Genomic DNA, 19,320 nt, shown 5'->3' on the forward strand with positions numbered 1-19,320 from the left:
CTGGCAGGGCGAACCGAACCCCTACTCCGCCGCCGCCATTTCCTGATCGATCGTGGTCAGGCGGCGCTGTTTAACCCCGAGCTTGGGAATACAGGCGATCAAGGCTTTGGTGTAGGGGTGCTGCGGATTGTTCAACACCTCTTCAACCGGCCCGTGCTCCACGATGTCCCCCCGATACATGACGATGACCTCGTCGGCGAAGCCTTTGACGATCCCGAAGTTGTGGGTGATCAGCACGATACTCATCCCGAGCTTGGCCCGAAGATCACGCAGCAGATTCATGATCTGTGCCTGGATCGTCACATCCAGGGCGGTGGTCGGCTCATCCGCCACCAGCAGCTTGGGCTCGCAGGCCAGGGCCATCGCAATCATCACACGTTGCTGCATGCCACCGCTCATTTCATGCGGGTAGGCTTTGTAGCGTTTAGCCGCGTCGCGAATACCGACCAGATCGAGCAACTCGATGACGCGCCCCTTGGTGTCGCTGATATCAGGCCGGTGCAGTTTAACCGCCTCCGCGATTTGGTGCCCCACCGTGAAGACCGGATTGAGTGAAGCCGACGGTTCCTGAAAAATGTAGGCAATCCCCTCGCCCCGCAAACAACGAACCTCATCGGCTGACATGGTCAGCACATTCTTGCCTTCGAAAAGAATCTCCCCTTGCACCGAGCAAGTCGAATCGGGCGGCAGCAGCTTGGTCAGGGCCAGGCAGGTGACGCTCTTGCCGCTCCCGCTCTCCCCCAGAATCGCAACGGTCTTGCCATCACCGCCGACAGTGAAGTCGATCCCGTGCACGACCTCATTGGCCTCACCACGCGAGTGGAAGGCGATTCGGAGGTCTTTGACTTCGAGTAGCGCGCTCATTTTGTGAGAACATTGAACATCGAACATCGAACGTCCAACATTGAATTATGATTACCGGTCCATACCGGGCAGTCTCCTATTTTCATTCGACGTTCAAGCGGCACTAGCCGCGTCCGGTTTGCATTTTCGGATCGACGATATCGCGGAGCACATCGCCAAGTACGTTGAAAGCGATCACGGTGACAAATATGGCGAAACCGGGCGTGAGCATCCACCAGAAGTTCATGAAGAAGACGATCATGTTGCCCTGCGACTGTTTCAGCATGAGGCCCCAACTGGTGGACGGCTCGCTGATACCGAGGCCGAGAAAGCTAAGCGCGGCTTCGGCGAGAATATAACCGGGGATGGCCAGTGTCGCCGCGACCAGCAGGTAGCTGGCCAGGTTCGGCAGGATGTGCTTGATTAGAATATGCGGTACGGACTGCCCCATACTTTCCGCCGCGAGCACAAAGGGGCGATTACGAATCGACAGTGTCATCCCACGAATGATCCGTGCGGTGCCGGCCCAACCGATCACCGAGAGAATGACAATAATCACAATGTAGGTCTGCGTCGGCGACAGCCCGGGCCCCATCAGTGCGGAACGCAGGGCCAGAAGAAGATAAAGTGCCGGGATCGACATCAGTAGCTCGACCAGGCGCATGGCGGCAAAGTCGACCGTGCCCCCGTAGTAGCCCGCCAAACCACCCACCACAAAGCCCAGCATCAGAGTAATGGAGATCCCGATAAACCCGATCGATAGCGAAACCCGTGAACCGTGCAGCAGCCGGCTGAAAATATCACGTCCGGTATCGTCCGCACCGAGTAGGTAGAAGCTGGCGTTGGGATCGTCGGTATCGAGTTGGAAGAGTTTCCGCTCCATTGGAATAAAGCCAAAAAGTTTATAAGGCTCTCCTTTGGCAAAGAACTGAATGGGCGCGGTATCACCTTCGACATGCTTGTACTCGGCCGAGCCCACCGTTTCCTGCGTGTAGAGCTTCGCGTGTAATCCGCCCTCTTTCCAGACCACTCCACTTGGCGGATGGTAGGGCTTGTCCAGATTTTGCGTGGTCACCTCATACGGGGCAATGAACGGGGCAAAGAGCGCACCGAAGTACAGTACTGCAAGAACGGACAGCGCAGACAAGCCCAGCGGGCGGCGCAGCACCTTGCCCAGTAGTTGTTTGAAGAGAACATAAACGACATAACCAACCAGACCGACGCAGGCCAGGGCGAGCAGCCCCACCAGCAAGATGCCGATATACTTCAATCCGGTCGCGATCACGGCAAGAATACCCGGGGCATACGCTTCCAGAAGTATCTCCAGCAGGAGAATCCCGATGAGACCAATCCAGATCCAATAGCTGCCCCTGACCGCGCCTTTGGCCCTGCTGCCCCCTTCGAGCCGGATTCGCGGGTCGGACCAGCCCAGCAGGAGGTCCGCAAGTAAATTGCCCAGTACCAGCATCACCACACCGACCAGCACACCGGCCATGACCACATATTGATCTTCCCGAATCAGCGCTTGGAAGATCAGTTGCCCGAGACCGGGATAGTTCATGACGTTCTCCACCAACAGGGCTCCGGACAGGAGGCTGGCGAAGGAGTAGCCGAAGGACGTAATGAGCGGATTGATGGCGTTGCGCAGCACGTGCTTGAACATGATTACGCGCTCACGCAGCCCCTTGGCCCGGGCCGCGGTGGCAAACTCGGCCCGCATGTAATCGATAAAGTTGGCCCGCATCACCCGCATCATCCCGGCCACACTGCCGACACCCAAAACGATACTGGGCAGGATCAAGTGATAGCCGTAATCCAGGATTCGAAGTCCGAAGGGATAAAACTCACTCTCGACCGAGGAGCGCCCACCCTCGGGAAAGATACCGGTAACCGCTGCGAAATAGACCGCCAGAATGGCGAGAAAGAACTCCGGTATCGAAAGGGCCGCGTAAGCCAACAGGCTACTGATCCGGTCGAAAATCGAGTCCTTGTAGATCGCCGCCAGCACACCGAGGGGAATCGCCAGACACCAGGCAAACATGAGCGAGGTCAGCGAGAGCATGAAGGTCGCAGGCACGCGCTGCTTGAGCAGCGAAAAGACCTCCACCTTGTAGGTCCAGGACTCTCCAAAATAAGGCCAGCCGAAATGCAGGCCCCGGTCGTCCTCCCCTACCCAGGGACCGTATTTAATAGGGGACACGTTGGCCAACCAGTGCCCATAGCGCACATACCAGCGGGTCGGCTCGCCCTCGGCATCGACAAGCCCAAGCTGGCGTTCCTGCTGCTCGATAACAGCGGGATCAATATCACGGGCCGCCCGGGCCTGCGTCAGGAAATCGCCCGGAGAAAGATACATCAGCAGGTTCACCAGTAAGCTCACCCCCAAAAGCAAGGGAATGAGCGCGAGCAGACGTCTGAGAATGAAGGCCGTCATTGGCTCAGGCAGCCTCCTCGTTTGTTAACTGTAACCGAATGGTAGCGACGGCACGCCACATGTCACGCCGTAGTCTCGTTGAGCGAAGGCGGAGTGCCGTCGAACACGACTGCGGCAAGCAAACAATCGACCTTGCTGGCGCAAGTTCGCTACGAAATGGGAACAGGAAGATCGAAGTCGCAGGCGCATTACGAAGCGCAAGGACGTTTGTCCAAAGCCTGAGGGCTTCGGCTACATTCAAGATTCCTGGCAGCATGCGATTCGAGTTTTGTACACGGCCTTCAAAACCCCAAGCCGAAAGGGTGCCCGTCTGGTCGTAGCTACCACTCCCTCGGCCACGTAGCCGAACGCCTTCGCGTTTGGTCGTATGTACAAGCGAGTCCGCACGCACTTTCGTCCAAGGCCTAAGGGCTTCGGCTACACTTACGGTGATTTTGCGGCGCCAATTCAGTTGAAACATAGCTAGTCCTTCCCCTCCCAAATCACTTCAATGTTCCAGAGACTACTTCCGGCGGAGGGCACATAAATGTTCCGCCACTTGTTTTTGATCCCGCTGTAACCGTAAGGCGTGAAGCCATAAAGCAGCGGCAGCTGCTCTGCCAGGATGGCCTGCACCTCATGCATATAGTCATAACGTTTCTCCATATCCAGCGTCCGCTCCTGGAGGCCGATCAGTTCATCGATGCGGGCTTCCCATTCGGTGGCGGGCTCGGGCTGATTGGGATACCATTGATGGTATTCCCCACTGCTCAGATAGAGCGCCTTGCTCCCGGAAGGATCGTAGGCCGCGCTGCTCGACCCCCAACTGAGTATCGTAATGTCGTAGGTAAACGTATCATCCGTGCGGCGAAGCAGCGTGGCAAAATCCGTACGCTCAATGTTCACGGCCATCCCGAGAGCCTTCATATTTTCCACGAAAGTCAGACCGATTTTATCCAAAATCGGACTCTCGACCAGCAGCAGGGTAAACTCAACCGGGACTCCTTCGACATCGACAAGACGTCCATCCTCGCGCCAACGAAAACCTGCCTCTTTCAGCAGCTCTCTAGCCTTCTCCGGATCGTAGCCATAGCGCGGCAAATCCGGATTGTGCCACTTCCCCTGAGCCGGGGGAATGATCGAGGTCAGCGGCTCGCCCTTCCCGAATAGGACGGCGTTGATGATCCCCTGTCGGTTCGTGCCGTATTGCACGGCCTGCCGGAAGCGCTTGTCACTGAACCATCGAAACTTGTGCTCGGGGACATAGCGCTCACCGTCCTCGTTTTTGCCCGGATGCAGGTTGAACCAGAAGAAGTTCACACTCGACGAAGGGCCCCGGTCATAAATCGTAAAGTCGTAGGTTTCCGCGGCCTGCTTCACCCAGGCGTAATCGTCGGCTCCGATGGCGGCAGCATCGCTTTTGCCGGTAGCGAAATGGGCAATCTCCGTATTGGAATCCGCGACGAACTTCAGGACGAAATAGTCCAGATAAGGCAGGCGCTGCCCTTCACGGTCCGCCTTCCAATAGTGGGGATTGGGCCGCAGCACGAGGCGCTCGCCCGGCCGATAGGAATGTATCTTGAAGGGCCCTGTCACGATAATCTCTTCGGGTGATTCAATCGCCGTCTGGGTGGACCATTGTTTTAAAAAACTCCCGTCTTCGTAGGCGCTCTGCAGCTTGTGCTTGGGTAGAATCGGCTGGCCGAGATCGTAAATAAACGGGGCATAGACCGTGGGCAGATCGAAGCGGACCGTATGGTCGTCGATCTTTTTGTAGCGCAGCTTCTCCCCGGCGATGTGGTATTGTTTGTAATAGCGGGAAGGATACCTGGGCAGCACCTCACCGGTTTCGGGATCTGTCTTCTCTGCCAGAATACAGTCGAAGGTGAAAATCACATCGTCGGCGGTCAAGGGCGTGCCATCACTCCAGCGCAGGCCTTTGCGGAGGTGAAAGGTATAGGAGCGGTTATCTTCACTCACCTCCCAGGACTCTGCCAGCGCCGGCACAAACTCCGAACGGCGCGGATCGTATTCGACCAACGCGGCCAGCATGTAAGAAAGAATAAAACTTGTGGTGACGTTATTCTTAACCTGCGGGTTGAAGGTGGTGGGTTGGGTGATCTCGTTCAGCACGAAGATACCGCCGTATTCCCCCGGCTCCCAATCGACCACTTCCACGTCCTCCGGCAGCTCGTGCTGGCCGCGCTCAACCTTCGGCGGCCCCTCGCAGGCAGTGAACCATAGAACGCCCAAGAGCCCTAGAAACGGCATGATTCGTGAGTGGATTGGAGCCCGGTTAAAATTCATCGAAGCTCTTCACGAAAGCGTGGTCGCATTAATGTTCAACGCTTATTGTCACATTCCCGAGCGGGTTATGAACAAGTTATTCACAGGCTTGACAATGTTCAAGTGTTCACCTAAACAATTGAACACAATGAAAGACCTGACTGCACGACAACAAGAGATCCTTAGTTTCATCGAAAACTATGAGTGGCGTAACCGCTACTGGCCCAGCATCAGAGAGATACAGGACAAATTCGGCTTCAGGAGCACCAACGCCGTCATGGGCCACCTCCGCGCTCTGGAAAAGAAAGGTAAGATCGAACGTATTCCCGGGCAGGCACGCACCTTCCGTATCAACCGTCCGGACGCCCCGGAAATGGATGAGATTCCCAGTGATGCCAGCGAAGTTGTCGACATTCCGGTCATGGGCGACATCGCAGCCGGTTATCCCGACCGGGTCGAGCCCGCCGGTGAAATCGGGCGACTGCAGGTGGATATCCAACACGCCGGCTTCAACAACCGCCGCCGTTCCTTTGCCTTACAGGTTCGCGGCGACAGTATGGTCGACGCCGAAATTTACGAAGGCGACATGGTGGTCGTGGAACCACGGGATCCCCGCGATGGCGATATCGTGGCCGCCCTTATCGATGGCGAGACCACCCTGAAGCGCTACATCCAGAAAGCCGGTGAGCCGCCCTACCTCAAAGCCGAGAATAAATTTTACCCCGAGCTTTATCCCGTCGCTGAACTCAGCGTGCAGGGGGTGGCGAAGGCCGTAGTGCGGAGTTTGTAAGGGTTGATAGTTGAAAGTTGGGCTTTATTTGATATTTATCCAGATAACAATCAATCTGTAACCCTCAACAGACAACACGTACCATGAACATCACTTTCGACCACACCCGTATTCGCGTATCCGATCTGGAAAAATCCATCGACTGGTATTGCCGCACATGCGGTTTTGAAGTGCTCAAGCGCACGGACAAATCCCCCAGCGGCAATCAACTGGCGCACCTGCAGATTCCCGGCAGCGCCCACAAACTGGAGCTTACCTACTCCCCTGACTTTGAAGTCAAATTTCCGGAAGATCTGGTCCATACCTGCATCCGCGTCGATGACGTGGTCGTCTACTGTGAGGAGCTGGAAAAGATGGATTTGGAAATGGACCTGTGGCCTTCCAACTGGCGGGAGAAATTCGCCGAAGGTAAGAAGATGGCCTTCATCACCGATCCGGACGGTTACGAAGTCGAGATACTCGAACACGAGTAAACCCTTCTAAATTGTAGGGGGTGCAGCTTCCTCCTTCGCCATAGGCCTACGGCGGACATGCTGCGGCACCCGTGAAACTTATTGGGGCACGGACCATTCGCTTATACTGTCGTAGCTCCTCATGTAGAAGTAGAACAGCCGTCTCGGCTGTTACCTCCAAGATTGGCCACCGACGAGGTGCCTTTATGCCTAAAAAAACACAGGCGAGACGCCTGTGCGACAGAGGCATTGCGGCGATTAAGGCGAAACGCCCCATTGACCATGAGCTGAGAAACGACTAGGAGTCTTTAACTATATCACACGCTATGGACGACTTGCTTCAATCGCTCATTGTCAGCGCCAGCCTCGGCGCTCTGATCGGCATGATCCGGCAGTGGGGCGAACAGCAGGACAACCATAAGAGTGCCAATCATTTCGCGGGCCTGCGTACATTCGTGCTTTGGGCGCTCATCGGCTACACGGCCGCCTACGTGGATACGGAACACGTGCCTTATGCCTTTCTTATGGCGATGGCTTTGATTGGTTTTCATCTGATCTTTCACGGCATGTCGTCGAAAGAGCGTGAGATGATCGGACTGACGACCGGTGCGGCCACAATTATTACGATCATGCTGGGTGCTCTGGTTTATTGGGGGCATCTTATGTTTGCCGTCATGCTGGCGGCATTGACCATGATCGTACTGGGGATCAAGCAGATGAGCCATGCCTGGACGCGCCGATTTACGGACGAGGATATCCGCTCGACTTTACAGTTCGCCGCCGTCACCGGTATCGTTTTACCGCTCGTACCCAACCAAGGCTATGGTCCGTACGAAGCCATCAATCCCTACTCCCTCTGGTTGATGGTGGTGCTGATTTCCGGCCTTGGTTTCGTGGGCTACATTTTGATGCGTTTACTGGGCGCCCGGGCTGGCGTAATTTTGACCGGCCTCGTCGGTGGCCTGGCTTCCAGCACGGCCACGACTCTGGCCTTCAGTCGGGAGTCCAAGACCTACCCTGAGCTTTCAGGCGGCTTCTCACTCGCAATCGTACTCGCCTGCACCATCATGTTGGGCCGTGTTTTAATCATACTCGGATTTATCTACCCGCCCTTTATTCAAAGCCTTTGGCTACCCTTCACCATCATGGCTCTACCCGGTCTGATCTACGCCACTTTTGTCGGCATCATCAGCCGGCAAAGCAGAGAAGCGACAGACATTCCCGACCTGAAGAATCCCCTAGGATTGTCCATCGCAGTCAAGTTCGCACTGATTTACGGGGTAGTCTCCTTCCTGGTCAAATTGCTTAGCCAGACAGATCTTTCCGACGGATTGCTGGCGCTGAGTTTCCTCTCCGGCTTGACCGATATGGATGCGATCGCCCTTTCCATTACCAACAATCTGAAAGACGGTAGCGTCGTGCTGAAAATTGCCACTCAGGCACTCATTCTTTCGGCCATCGCCAACACCATTCTAAAAGCCGGACTGGTTTTCAGCATTGGTGCCCCGCAGCTTAGGAAACACATTGCAATTGCCTTGGGTGCCACCGTTCTGGCCGGCGCGGGCGCTTTCTTTATCGTTTAACCCGATTAGACTAACATTTGAGTATTTATCGTAGTCGCTCTGCTTTAGCCGTGCGACTCGTATCGGCCCTGTGGAACCGCATCCACACTCGGGTGACCGGCTGAAGCGGGCCACCTACCTCCATAACGAGGAAAACACGTTTCTACTGCTTAACTTAACGCGATTCTCTTTTAACCCTGAATCGGGGCGACACGCGCCAGTGGATGTACCGTAATCGGCACGCCTGCGGAGCAAAGAGTGTGATCCGGGCCGCCATCCGGTTCTTCCAAATCGCTGAGGCTGAAGAGGCGTTTCGAGTATTGAGAAACTTTTGCAGCTTGCAGCGGATAGGGCACATGATGCACCCGTCCACTGAAAAGGCGGCGGCTCTTCCAGTCATAGGCAAAGAGTCGATAGCGTTCTGCCAAAAAGAATTCGAGGCTGCCTGGCTCCGCTTCGAATGCCCTGCCCTCGCGACGCCAGCGGTAATGTTGGGCTTCGTCGAACCGGTTATCTTGCTTCAGTTCCGAGCGGCAATCAATCTCCCGTTCACCATGTCTCACCTCCATACGGGCTGTCCGATAATTGAGATGAAAAAACGTCCGCGCGATCCAATTGGCGACTGAGTTAGGCGTATCCAGAGAATAAAACCAGACTCCGGGACGGCCTATGTGATCGTAGACATAGGTCCTTAAATTCAGTTCGGGAAAGTTTGAAAGCGCAGGCACCGGCGGCAAGCCACGCGGTCGGACCCCGTGCATCAGAAAAGGCACCACGCCAATCCAGGCCTGCCCTTCATAGGTATCGACGGTCAGCCCCTCCGGCAGCCCCGCCTGCACCACCTCAGGCGGAACCGCCCAATGCAAAAACAGAAGCTCCGACCAGCGCTGGTACATCACAACTGGACTGTCCGGCCGATGCCTTTCCCGACGACGCGCTTCCAGCGGCAGCTCTGACTTGTAATCCGTCATCTTAAAGCATCGCCGCAACTTTCGGATCATAACAACACAACTGAATTTCCAAGTCGTAGCCGAACGCCTTCGCGTTTGGTCGTACCGAATTCCAGGCTCCACATACGCTTCGACCAAAGCCTAAGGGCTTCGGCTACGGGATAACCCGTACTACCACTCCAAACTCAACTTCTTCAATCCACTGCCAACCATCTTTAATTTGTAGCCGAACGCCTTCCTCCTTCGCCAAGGCTACGGCGGGACAGGTCGCGTTTGATGGTACCGTATTCCGACTCCACGCATGCTTCGACCAAAGCCTAAGGGCTTCGGCTACGGGAATCGTGCGGCGCACAGCGATATCCCGACAGTAGCGTATCCCCCAATTGCGGTTAACACGCGCTATCGGATTCGCTTATTTTCCCTCGGAATGGAGCAGGATCTTATACTCTACCGAATCGATCAAGGCTTCCCAAGTGGCTTCGATAATATTATCACTGGCACCGACCGTGCCCCAGATTTCCTTACCGTCGGTGGACTCGATCTGCACCCGGATAATCGCGTCCGTGCCATGCTGGCTGTCCAAAATCCGAACCTTGAAGTCGATCAACTCGACTTCGGAAATCTCCGGGAAGACCGGTGCAATCGCTTTGCGCAGGGCTGCGTCCAACGCTCCCACCGGTCCATTCGACTCGGCTACCGTGTGGTGGATCTCGTCGCCAACCTTCAACTGAACGGTCGCTTCGGAGACAGTCCGATTCATTGCGGTCTGGTGGCCGACCATGACCCGATAGCCGATCAATTCGACATCATCTTTCTTACCGTTCAGGTAACGGTTCAGCAGGAGCTTGAAGGACGCATCGGCCGCCTCGTACTCGTAGCCCTTGTATTCCAGCTCTTTGAGCTTGCCCAGAAATTCCCGGAGCTCGTCTGGATGGGCGTCGAGGTCGACCCCGACTTCCTTCGCTTTCATCATGACGCTGCTGCGACCCGACATGTCCGAAACGAGTACGCGCGTGCGGTTGCCGACCAGCTCGGGCTCGATGTGCTCGTAGCTCTCCTTAACCTTGGCAGCGGCGTCGGCGTGGACCCCTCCCTTGTGGGCAAAGGCGCTGGCCCCGACGAAAGGCGCCTTCATATCGTGGGAGCGGTTGGCCATCTCGTCGACGAAAAGGGAAAGGTCGCGCAGTTTGCTGAGCTGGCTCTTGCAGTTCATCTCCCGCTTCATCTTTAACACCAGATTGGGAATGATCGTGGTCAAATTAGCGTTTCCGTTGCGCTCACCGACGCCGTTCATCGTGCCCTGGACCAATGTCGCACCGGCGTCGATCCCCGCGAGGGAAACCGCGACACCAAGTCCGGAGTCGTTGTGGCAATGCACACCGACCAGAGTATCCGGGAAATGCGCACAGACCTTGCCGACAATTGCTTCAACCTCACTGACTAGCTTGCCACCGTTGGTATCACAGAGCGTCAGGTTGATCGCCCCGCCACGCTTGGCGGCTTCGAGCGTTTGCAGCGCATAGTCCGGATCGTCGCAGTATCCGTCGAAAAAGTGCTCCGCATCATAGATCACCTCGCGGCCATTCTCAGTCAGGAAGCGCACCGAGTCCTCGATCATTTTCAGATTCTCTTCCGCGGTGGTGCGTAGGATTTCGGTGATATGCAGCAACCAGGTCTTCCCGAAAATAGTGACCACGGGCGTGTCCGCCTCCAGCAGCAACTTTAACTGGGGATCTTCCTCGGCCGGCAAGCTGGCGCGACGGGTGGAGCCGAAGGCGGCAATCTTGGCATGATGAAGCTTCAGCTTCTTGGCTTCCTCAAAAAAAGCCAAATCCCGCGGGTTCGAGCCCGGCCAACCACCTTCAATATAATCAATCCCGAACTGATCCAGTTTTTCCGCCACACGCAGCTTGGCGGCAACGGTGAATGACACACCTTCGCCCTGCGTGCCGTCACGCAAGGTCGTATCGTAGATTTGGATGGCTTGACTCATAGCAAATAGGAAAGCCGTAGAAAACAAAGTGATGCCCGCTTCGGGGCAAACTCAAAAACAGAGAGCGGACATTCCTGTCCGCTGGATTTTAGCTTCCGAGCGGATAGACAAGCACGGCTGGAAAGCGCCCCCGACTCAGAGTCATCGCTCAGTGCGGATAATTACAAAACATAAAAAATAGAAAGGAAATGCTCCGGTCCCCAAACTTTGGTGTAGACCCAAGACCCTCCGCTTCACGGTGTGAAGGCTACGGCGTGACAGCCTTCCCTCTCGCTTCGCTCCTGCGAAGGCTGGCGGAGACGATGGGATTCGAACCCATGGAACCCTTTTGAGGCTCACTTCTTTAGCAAAGAAGCGCTTTCGGCCACTCAGCCACGTCTCCATACCAGAAGACAAAGAGTTATCAGTGGATTACCACAGAGTTCAACCCCCTTTTTGGAAAATTTAACCGCCCCCCGAATCGGGGCTCAATTTTGAAGACTCGATCCGGTATGAAAAACCAGCGATGTGGTTTTTGGGTGGCATTGGGGCCGATAAAAGTTTTCAGAAGAGCAGACATGACCGGGCAGACAAAAAAATCGATCGCCGTCATCGGCGGCGGGGCGGCCGGCTACTTTGCCGCGTTGACGGCGGCCGAATTGGATCCGTCGGCGGAGGTCACCATCTATGAGGCCAGCCGGCGGACATTGACAAAGGTCCAGATCTCGGGCGGCGGCCGTTGCAATGTCACTCACAGCTGTTTTGCCCCGAAACAATTGACCCGTCACTACCCGCGCGGCAGCCGCGAACTTCTCGGCGCCTTCCATCGCTGGCAGCCCCGGGACACGATCGACTGGTTTGCCGACCGGGGCGTGTCCCTGAAAACCGAAGCCGACGGGCGCATGTTCCCGGTCACGGACGACTCGAAAACCATCATTCAATGTTTTGAACAGCAGGCCAACCGGCTCGGTATCCGGCTTGAAAAGAACCTCGGCCTCCAGGGAATGGCGGTGGAGCCCGATGGCCGGATGACCCTCGAATTCAGCGACGGCAGCTTCCGGCATGCGGACAAGGTTTGCCTCGCGACGGGCTCCCTCAAGGGATCGAAGCTGAGTCGCTCACTGGAGAGCCTCGGCCACCACATCGAACCGCTCGCCCCCTCCCTGTTCGCCTTCAATCTGGCCGACAAACGCACCCACGGGCTTGCAGGGCTCTCCGTCCAGAATGCTTCCGTCAAGACCGCCCGCAAGGGCTCCGACCAGAAAGGCCCCGTCCTCATGACCCATCGCGGCCTGAGCGGCCCCGCAATCCTGAAATTGTCGGCATGGGAAGCCCGCGAGCTGCAGGCCCAAAACTATCATTTCCAGATTTGGATCAATTGGCTGGGCGATACTTCCGAAAACCAGGTGCGCGAACGTTTCAGTCAGTTGCGAAAAGGCAAAACCCAGGTCAAGAGCAAGGTCTTTGAGGCACTCCCCCGCCGCTTCTGGGAGCGACTGGTCGAAACCTGCGGAGTCGGCGAGGAGCAGAAATGGGCCCAGCTGCCCAAGGATAAGGAAAGTGCCCTTGTCGGGGAACTGATCCAGGGCTGCTATTCCGTCCAGGGGAAGACCACCAACAAAGAAAATGTTAATATTTCACTTGTAAGATCAAATGGCCTTCCGAAGGTCGTTCCCAGTGAGTTTGTGACCTGTGGTGGCATCTGCAGAAAGGAAATCGACTGGAGAACAATGGAGTCGAAAATCGTGCCCGGGCTCCACTTTGCCGGTGAATGCATCGACTACGATGGGATTACAGGAGGCTTCAACTTCCAAGGGGCTTGGACGACTGGGCGGATTGCCGGACTGGCGATAACTGAATAGCTATTAAGCCCGAACGGCTTGACTTTCGCTTTACCGCATTGCAGTGTTACAGCATGGCAACAGCAATACCTATCAGCAAGCGCGGCACCGTAACGATACCACCAGAGATGCGGAAACGTCTCGGAGTCGACCAGTTACGAAACCCGATGCTTCTGATTGAAGAACGCGACGGAAAACTCTATCTGGAGCCAGCCGCAGCAATTCCAGTTCGAGACATTCCAAAGTCAACGCTTCGGAGCTGGATCAAAGAGGACGAAAAAGAAATGGCCGCTTTTCGTAGCACCCAGAAGGGCAAGTAGTGGATCTCTTTCTGGACACAAGTGTGCTTCTTTCTGCCTGCGGGTCCGACAAAGGAGCAAGTCGTTACATTCTCGAATCGGCGAATGATTACGACTGGAACCTAATCAGTGCCCACTACTGCCGAGAGGAAACTTCCCGTAACTTGTGCAAACTCGGCGAGAGTGCGCAAGACTACTTCGACAAGCACTTGGACAGACTCATTGATTGGCAACTCAACGCCCTTACCGCAGACGACATCATTGTATTTGAGAAAGCCAAGGATCGCCCCGTGTTGATCAGCGCGCTGGCCAGCAAGCCGGATGCGCTACTCACCTTGGACAGAGCCGACTTCCATAACCGACTCGGGCGACAATTCTATGGCATCGCCATTCGAACACCCGGCGAGTGGCTAATGGAGCAACGTGATACGGGCTTGCTGTAGTCAAATGGATGTAAAATCCTGCACTAAGGAAAAGTTCAATATTTCACTTGTAGGAAAAGAAGCTAAGTATTACCCTGAGTTTGTGACATGTGGTGGAGTATCTAGGAAGGAAATCGACTGGCGCACGATGGAATCGAAAATTGTCCCCGGGCTCCACTTCGCCGGAGAATGCATCGACTACGACGGCATTACTGGGGGCTTCAATTTCCAGGGAGCGTGGACAACAGCTCGTATAGCAGGGACCGCAATATGCAGGCTTTAGGTCACAGCCATAGATGAATTTTACAATTTGGAGGCTAGAATAATTTCGATTAATCTCTCGGCCTCCTCTAGCGAGAATATCCCCCCAAAGTAAGGCCCCACACTGAGTCCGTCCGGCCACGCAACCGGGATTGCGCTGAATAATGAATGACCATAAAAGTCGTAAACCATATCCTCCGGAGCTGAACCAAGTTCCCCCTTTGGCTTAGGCTTAAGAGCCACTACCCATTCTGTTGAACGGAATTTCAAAAATTTGTAATTATGCTCAAAAAAAGAAGGCGATTGTTTGACATCAATGACAATCATAGGCGGGCACTCACCCGAATATTTTTTAATTACTTCGAATATTCGCCATCCATTGAAATAATTATCCCTATACCAATCTTTTAGAATAGGGAAGCCTCCTGAAGCGCCTGTAGACTTTGTCCCGCCAGAAAATCTTACTTTCAGAAGAATAACATCGGGACTTTCACTGGACTCAAAAAAAGTCTTAGCGGATGCCGCCCGAACCAGGCTTTTATCAAGAGTTCTAATGCGAAGCTTATGGTGCCGTTCTATGAGATTGAGGTCTATGTCTCTGGCACTCTCAAGGTCAGCAACTAAACTAAGTGATGAGTTCACTGTTTCTTTACGCTGATCGTCCACACGCGAATTCTCTGAACTGCAACCTAAAGCTACAAAAAACAAGCATGAGATGGATATCAGAAATTTCATACCCTTTGAAAGTCAGGTTAATATTGGTACAGATCAGCCATTATCAAAAATCAAACGTCCTTCTTCAAAAACGCTTTGGTTTCCCGGATTTGATCGCAGCTCCAGCACCCGCAGTGTTTCTTCGATAATTAGACCCTCTTCGTAGAGTAGATTATAGTGCAAGAGCCATTTCTCCGGCGCGGTAGATTCGTGTGCAACTAGCCGTGACACCGTATACGCAAATTGCTTATCCGGCCCTCGGATCTGATCCACCAATGCGCTTATTACTTCTGGATCGGAAGAGTTGATCTCAAGTAAAGCCTGCACAGCCCTAGTCTGTGCCCTTTTCATGGACGGATTGACTGCTTTCACTTGCTCGATCAAGTATGGAACTGCGGACGATGCCTTTGGGCCGATAGCACCCAAAGCATCAGCAGCAGATTCACGGAAAAATTCCTGCTCATCTCCTAGAATCTCAATTAGAACCGGAACCGCTGAGGCGAATTGCTCTCCACCCATGGTATCAATCGCTTGAAGCGCCCTCAGACGAGTCATGCGATGGGAATGCTCCAGGTATTCGATAATTTTCGGAACAGCAGCGGCAGCATTGCCTTCCATAACTGCAATAATGCTGATCAACTCACGCAATGAATATGCATCAACTGCTGGGCTCTCCAAGGCTTCCAATAAGTTCGGCAACACTGTTTGTGGCAATGGGCCCACAGCATTTAATCCCCTCACCGCAGACTCAACAGTAGCCGGACTTTCCGACAAAAGTCCATCCAGTAAAAATTGAAAGTGCTCCGTGTCTTTACCTCGCAGCAATGCGAGAGCAGTATGTGAAGCAAATCGCACTGCCACTCGTTCGTGCTGCAAGCTCGCCTCGAGGCTTGGTATGGATGCATCCCCTATTCTCGCTAACGCATGAATGGAGTTCCAGCGCGTCTTCCGCTTTTCCAGTCCTTTAATAAGTGTGGGTATCGCAGCCTCCGCCTTTGGACCGATCCGGCCCAAAGCACGCGCCGCCGAGTCAGCCATCACGTCGCCTTCCATCAGTTCAATGAGCGAAGGAACCGCTACTTTAGCCTCTGCCCCGCGTCCACCAATAAATTCAACTGCACGATGACGTGTATCGAAATCTTCACTCTTTAACGATTCAATCAATACGGCTATAGCCGCTCTATTGCTCAAGAGAGGATACTTTTTTGCCTCATCGGAAGCGTGCCCCAGAACCACGACAAGACAACTAGCGTAGAGTAAGAAATAGCGCATAAGTATAGGTGGTTTTAACTACTTTAAAGGAAGAAGATATTTCCATTAGTTGAACATGAAGAGAGACGGCGTATTTTACTCACTCTTTCCGGCCTCACTATCCACCTGTATTCCGTCAAAAAGATGAGAATACTCTTCAGGGACCTTGTGCCCATCTGTAGTGCTGTAAGTATTCCAGCCGCCCCTGTCGTTTATCCAATGTGCTTTAAACGATACCGAACCAGGACGACCCCTTTTACCAGTGTAATTCTTCATCGAAATCACACGATCTTTTTTGTAAACCCAAAATGGCTCTTTTAAGTTTTTTAAGAATGTCCGGGTATATTTAGCTTCAACAATCTGCCGATCAAATATTTCCCTGGACGCTCTTAAAAAATCGTCTCTAAGTTTATCAATGTACTCCTCATTCGTTGGTACATACACCTGCACACCCCCATCTATTTTTTGTACTCTTTTAGATTTCTTTTCATACTCAGAAATCTCTTCCGATAACTCTTGGGACAAGCGGTTAAACTCTGAGACCTGCTTGTCTGATGCACCCAGAAGTTTTTGATAGTGTTCTGTCATTTTAAAGGGATAATGCATAAAATGTATGGGATCGCTTTGCGTCACTGCTTCTAGATGCTCCTCCTCGTCCCCTGAAACCCTTTTGAAAGTCCAATGTGCCAAATGATAGCCAGATCTCCAAAAAGCACGCTTGGCCTCTATTATTTGCACGCTTTCTTTCCTGTGCGCTTCTCTTATAGCTTCGAGCCGATCTTCATCGGATACATCAGATATAGCATCCCGATAAGATGAATTCTTAGCCTCCACTAACTCTGTAATATGCCTCATCTTATCGTCAAATCTCGCCCTTAGAATTTCCCTGCGATTGTTTAAAAATACAGTCCAAAAGCTAAGCTCTGCCTCCTTCTCAAAGTTGGGTATTCCGGTGCAAACGATCTGATATTCCAGTGGATCAAATGAAAGCGCTAAAATATCGCCGATCTGTTCAAATTCTCTCGTCCCTGTTTTATCCGCGAATTCTCCGAGAAGTTCTTCTTCAAATTCATTGGTCATTACCATCGCGACGCATTCAGCAAATTCGCGCTGAGGATCCAGCGTTCTCATGGCATCCATTTTAATGAATATCTCTCCATGGATTGTGCTGAGTAGAATTACCAGAGTTGCTGGAATGAATTTATTTTTCATAAGTGACTATTCTTTAAATACGATTTTCGGGCCCAAAGCCATCAATAGGCTCCTCGGTTGTGAGCCGTATCCCTAATCGGCTCCAGTCAAAATCTGATTCCTTTAGTAACTCCCAATGTTTAAATTCAAAACGCTGGCTCCCGTCCGGAAGCTCTACTCTTCTTGAGCGTATCCGATCTTGGATGCCGTTAATTCGCTCAACGCTTACCGTTTCGATTAAGTCAAAGCTGGGTTTTCCATAACATTCTACTCTTTTGAAGTCCTTCCAGAGATAAAACGGCACAAAGCATCGGAATCGGTATCTTCCGTGTAATTCCGCAACAAATATGAAATCATCTTCGGGGATGCCTGATCGCGATAAATTAGGAACCAACATCCCAGCCCTCATTAAACTTCTGCTGGACACCTGATAAGCATTCGGGAAACGGGCTAAAAACTCTAGCACATATTCATTGTTCTTCGCTAATTCTTTGATCAAAGGAACGTATACTTCATCTGGCAGTGATTTTAAATACTCTTTCTCTGCTTGGATGTATGCCAAGACTGGGTCCTGCGGAGCTTCATCTCCAGACTTCTCTTGTGAACATGATACCAAGGTAAGAGATAGGAGCAACAAACTATAAACAGATATTTTCATTTCTTTCAATGTATGCCGAGACAGGTGCATCTATGTCGATGCCACATCTGTCTTGGATTAGGGGTATTCTCCGCCATAAGGAACATCCTTCAATTGCTGCAACCAACCCGAACTGCTCTGTTCAATCCCATACACGTGACCACCTCGAATCCTGACAGCGATATCTGGGTAAACCATGGTATAATGACCTTCCAATGCGTGGTTAACTTTCTTATAATGAGTCCCCTTGATACTAATAACCTGAGATGGTGCCATCCCAATCTTTACGGATTTTTCGGCAATGGCATTCTCGTCAGTTGATAGTTGATGAGAGGCACAGCCACCCAAGAGGATCAATACTACAAAAACAGTTAGATATTGCATTTTCATTTACCGCACACTGATCAAAGCAGCTGGTTTTGATCAGTATTGCAAGAGCGAGTTCGTCGCTGTAAAATTCCCTAATCCATCCGTCCTCTGCGTTTGCAAGCTCGGCCATAATGGAAGCCTCAAAGGATGTGGGCACTTCGACATTCACTTATCCCACCTAGCAGTCTGACTCCGCGAGATTTCCGTAACATGTCAATGCTGACCAAAAGCCGACTTTCACCATCTATTAATTGAAACCAACCCGGAGCCAGTTCCGTAGCTTACTTCTCAAAGTCACTCGACAGAAAGATTGACTGGCAACTTAACGCTCTCACCACAGACGATATCATCGTTTTTGAGAAAGCAAAAGACCGCCCTGTCCTTATCAGTGCCCTCGCCTGCAAACCGGATGTTCTAGTTACTTTGGACCGTGCAGATTTCCACGAACGACTTGGAGCACAATTCTATGGCATCGCTATTCGGACTCCCGGTGAATGGCTCATGGAACTCCGAGAGCAGGGATTGATCTGAGGCAACGGGAAACGGCTCATCCAAAGAAAATGTCAATATTTCACTGGTAAGATCAAATGGCCTTCCGAAGGTCGTTCCCAGTGAGTTTGTGACCTGTGGTGGCATCTGCAGAAAGGAAATCGACTGGAGAACAATGGAGTCGAAAATAGTGCCCGGACTATACTTCGCAGGAGAGTGTATCGACTACGACGGCATCACTGGCGGCTTTAACTTCCAGGGAGCTTGGACAACTGGGCGTATCGCCGGCGTTTCTATGGCTCACCCATAAATTGAAATAATTCACAGTCTATATATTTCAGAAACGTCAGCGCCACCTGAATTTATTGATTTAAATGAAGGCTATACCGGAAAATAGCCGAATTATTCGTATCAGCATTCTAGCTGCTCCTGACGATCAGTTCTAACCACGCGTTTACCCGTATATTTGAGGGCAATTAACTTCCGGGGCCATCCAAGAATCGTTTCTGGTCGAATCAAAGTCGCGTATTTCTGTAACTGTGCCCAACCCATGGCTTTGCCTCGCTTGGCAAATTCAC

Annotated in this window: 16 protein-coding genes, 1 tRNA gene and 2 pseudogenes; 8 read left to right on the plus strand and 11 right to left on the minus strand. The window is 52.8% G+C overall.

Translation table 11 applies throughout. The features are described from left to right. Positions 1-21: 21 nt before the first annotated feature. From DDZ13_RS05350 to DDZ13_RS05360, 3 genes are all read right to left on the minus strand, one after another. Complete coding sequence (locus DDZ13_RS05350) at positions 22-864, minus strand: ABC transporter ATP-binding protein (RefSeq protein ID WP_110130649.1); 843 nt, start codon at positions 862-864, stop codon at positions 22-24. 103 nt (positions 865-967) lie between these two features. Next, positions 968-3,277, minus strand: coding sequence for an ABC transporter permease subunit (locus DDZ13_RS15600; protein WP_199221054.1), 2,310 nt, complete (start codon positions 3,275-3,277; stop codon positions 968-970). Between the two features lie 462 nt (positions 3,278-3,739). After that, positions 3,740-5,527, minus strand: a complete 1,788-nt coding sequence (locus DDZ13_RS05360; protein ID WP_158279803.1) for an ABC transporter substrate-binding protein — start codon at positions 5,525-5,527, stop codon at positions 3,740-3,742. Between the two features lie 163 nt (positions 5,528-5,690). Between DDZ13_RS05360 and lexA the strand changes: the two genes are divergently transcribed. The 3 genes from lexA (at position 5,691) to DDZ13_RS05375 (ending at position 8,367) form a co-directional block, all read left to right on the plus strand. After that, positions 5,691-6,332 carry a transcriptional repressor LexA gene (lexA, locus tag DDZ13_RS05365; RefSeq protein WP_110130408.1) on the plus strand — a complete coding sequence of 214 codons (642 nt, stop codon included), beginning with the start codon at positions 5,691-5,693 and terminating at the stop codon, positions 6,330-6,332. A gap of 83 nt (positions 6,333-6,415) precedes the next feature. Next, positions 6,416-6,805: a VOC family protein gene (locus DDZ13_RS05370; protein WP_110130409.1), complete on the plus strand. Its 390-nt coding sequence runs from the start codon at positions 6,416-6,418 to the stop codon at positions 6,803-6,805. A gap of 305 nt (positions 6,806-7,110) precedes the next feature. Then, the gene (locus tag DDZ13_RS05375) at positions 7,111-8,367 is read left to right on the plus strand and encodes an MgtC/SapB family protein (RefSeq protein ID WP_110130410.1); all 1,257 of its coding nucleotides are present in this window, start codon (positions 7,111-7,113) and stop codon (positions 8,365-8,367) included. A gap of 170 nt (positions 8,368-8,537) precedes the next feature. Here the strand turns inward: DDZ13_RS05375 and DDZ13_RS05380 are convergent, their stop codons facing one another. The 3 genes from DDZ13_RS05380 to DDZ13_RS05390 form a co-directional block, all read right to left on the minus strand. After that, on the minus strand, positions 8,538-9,317 hold the full coding sequence (locus tag DDZ13_RS05380) for a YqjF family protein (RefSeq protein ID WP_233246087.1): 780 nt from the start codon (positions 9,315-9,317) through the stop codon (positions 8,538-8,540). A 391-nt stretch (positions 9,318-9,708) separates the two neighbouring features. Beyond that, the gene (gene cimA / locus DDZ13_RS05385) at positions 9,709-11,289 is read right to left on the minus strand and encodes a citramalate synthase (protein ID WP_110130412.1); all 1,581 of its coding nucleotides are present in this window, start codon (positions 11,287-11,289) and stop codon (positions 9,709-9,711) included. Between the two features lie 291 nt (positions 11,290-11,580). Next, positions 11,581-11,671 (minus strand) — tRNA-Ser (locus tag DDZ13_RS05390). Between the two features lie 175 nt (positions 11,672-11,846). Here DDZ13_RS05390 and DDZ13_RS05395 point away from each other — a divergent pair. The 4 genes and pseudogenes from DDZ13_RS05395 to DDZ13_RS05410 form a co-directional block, all read left to right on the plus strand. Next, a complete protein-coding gene (locus DDZ13_RS05395; RefSeq protein WP_110130413.1) occupies positions 11,847-13,130 on the plus strand; it encodes an aminoacetone oxidase family FAD-binding enzyme in 1,284 nt (427 codons plus the stop codon). 53 nt (positions 13,131-13,183) lie between these two features. Then, positions 13,184-13,429 (plus strand): AbrB/MazE/SpoVT family DNA-binding domain-containing protein, encoded by a 246-nt coding sequence (locus tag DDZ13_RS05400; RefSeq protein WP_110130414.1) that lies wholly within the window; start codon positions 13,184-13,186, stop codon positions 13,427-13,429. Further along, entirely contained in the window at positions 13,429-13,851 is a 423-nt protein-coding gene (locus DDZ13_RS05405) for a PIN domain-containing protein (protein ID WP_110130415.1), read from the plus strand. Before DDZ13_RS05400 ends, DDZ13_RS05405 begins: the two co-directional genes overlap by 1 nt. After that, positions 13,850-14,113 (plus strand): annotated as a pseudogene (locus tag DDZ13_RS05410) (NAD(P)/FAD-dependent oxidoreductase); the annotation flags it as partial. The gene DDZ13_RS05405 and the pseudogene DDZ13_RS05410, both read left to right, overlap by 2 nt. 20 nt (positions 14,114-14,133) lie before the next feature. On the opposite strand, the gene DDZ13_RS05415 reads toward DDZ13_RS05410, so the two are convergent. The 5 genes from DDZ13_RS05415 to DDZ13_RS05435 form a co-directional block, all read right to left on the minus strand. Further along, positions 14,134-14,826, minus strand: coding sequence for a hypothetical protein (locus tag DDZ13_RS05415; RefSeq protein ID WP_146209247.1), 693 nt, complete (start codon positions 14,824-14,826; stop codon positions 14,134-14,136). A 33-nt stretch (positions 14,827-14,859) separates the two neighbouring features. Continuing rightward, positions 14,860-16,077: a HEAT repeat domain-containing protein gene (locus DDZ13_RS05420; RefSeq protein ID WP_110130418.1), complete on the minus strand. Its 1,218-nt coding sequence runs from the start codon at positions 16,075-16,077 to the stop codon at positions 14,860-14,862. A 75-nt stretch (positions 16,078-16,152) separates the two neighbouring features. After that, positions 16,153-17,268: a hypothetical protein gene (locus DDZ13_RS05425; RefSeq protein WP_110130419.1), complete on the minus strand. Its 1,116-nt coding sequence runs from the start codon at positions 17,266-17,268 to the stop codon at positions 16,153-16,155. A gap of 13 nt (positions 17,269-17,281) precedes the next feature. Next, positions 17,282-17,905, minus strand: coding sequence for a hypothetical protein (locus DDZ13_RS05430; protein WP_110130420.1), 624 nt, complete (start codon positions 17,903-17,905; stop codon positions 17,282-17,284). Between the two features lie 57 nt (positions 17,906-17,962). Beyond that, positions 17,963-18,268 carry a hypothetical protein gene (locus DDZ13_RS05435; RefSeq protein WP_146209248.1) on the minus strand — a complete coding sequence of 102 codons (306 nt, stop codon included), beginning with the start codon at positions 18,266-18,268 and terminating at the stop codon, positions 17,963-17,965. Between the two features lie 595 nt (positions 18,269-18,863). Between DDZ13_RS05435 and DDZ13_RS15915 the strand changes: the two are divergent. Then, positions 18,864-19,052, plus strand: a pseudogene (locus DDZ13_RS15915) (NAD(P)/FAD-dependent oxidoreductase); the annotation flags it as partial. Positions 19,053-19,320: the final 268 nt, after the last annotated feature.

The sequence above is a fragment of the Coraliomargarita sinensis genome (genome assembly GCF_003185655.1).
Classification (GTDB): Bacteria; Verrucomicrobiota; Verrucomicrobiia; order Opitutales; family Coraliomargaritaceae; genus Coraliomargarita_B; species Coraliomargarita_B sinensis.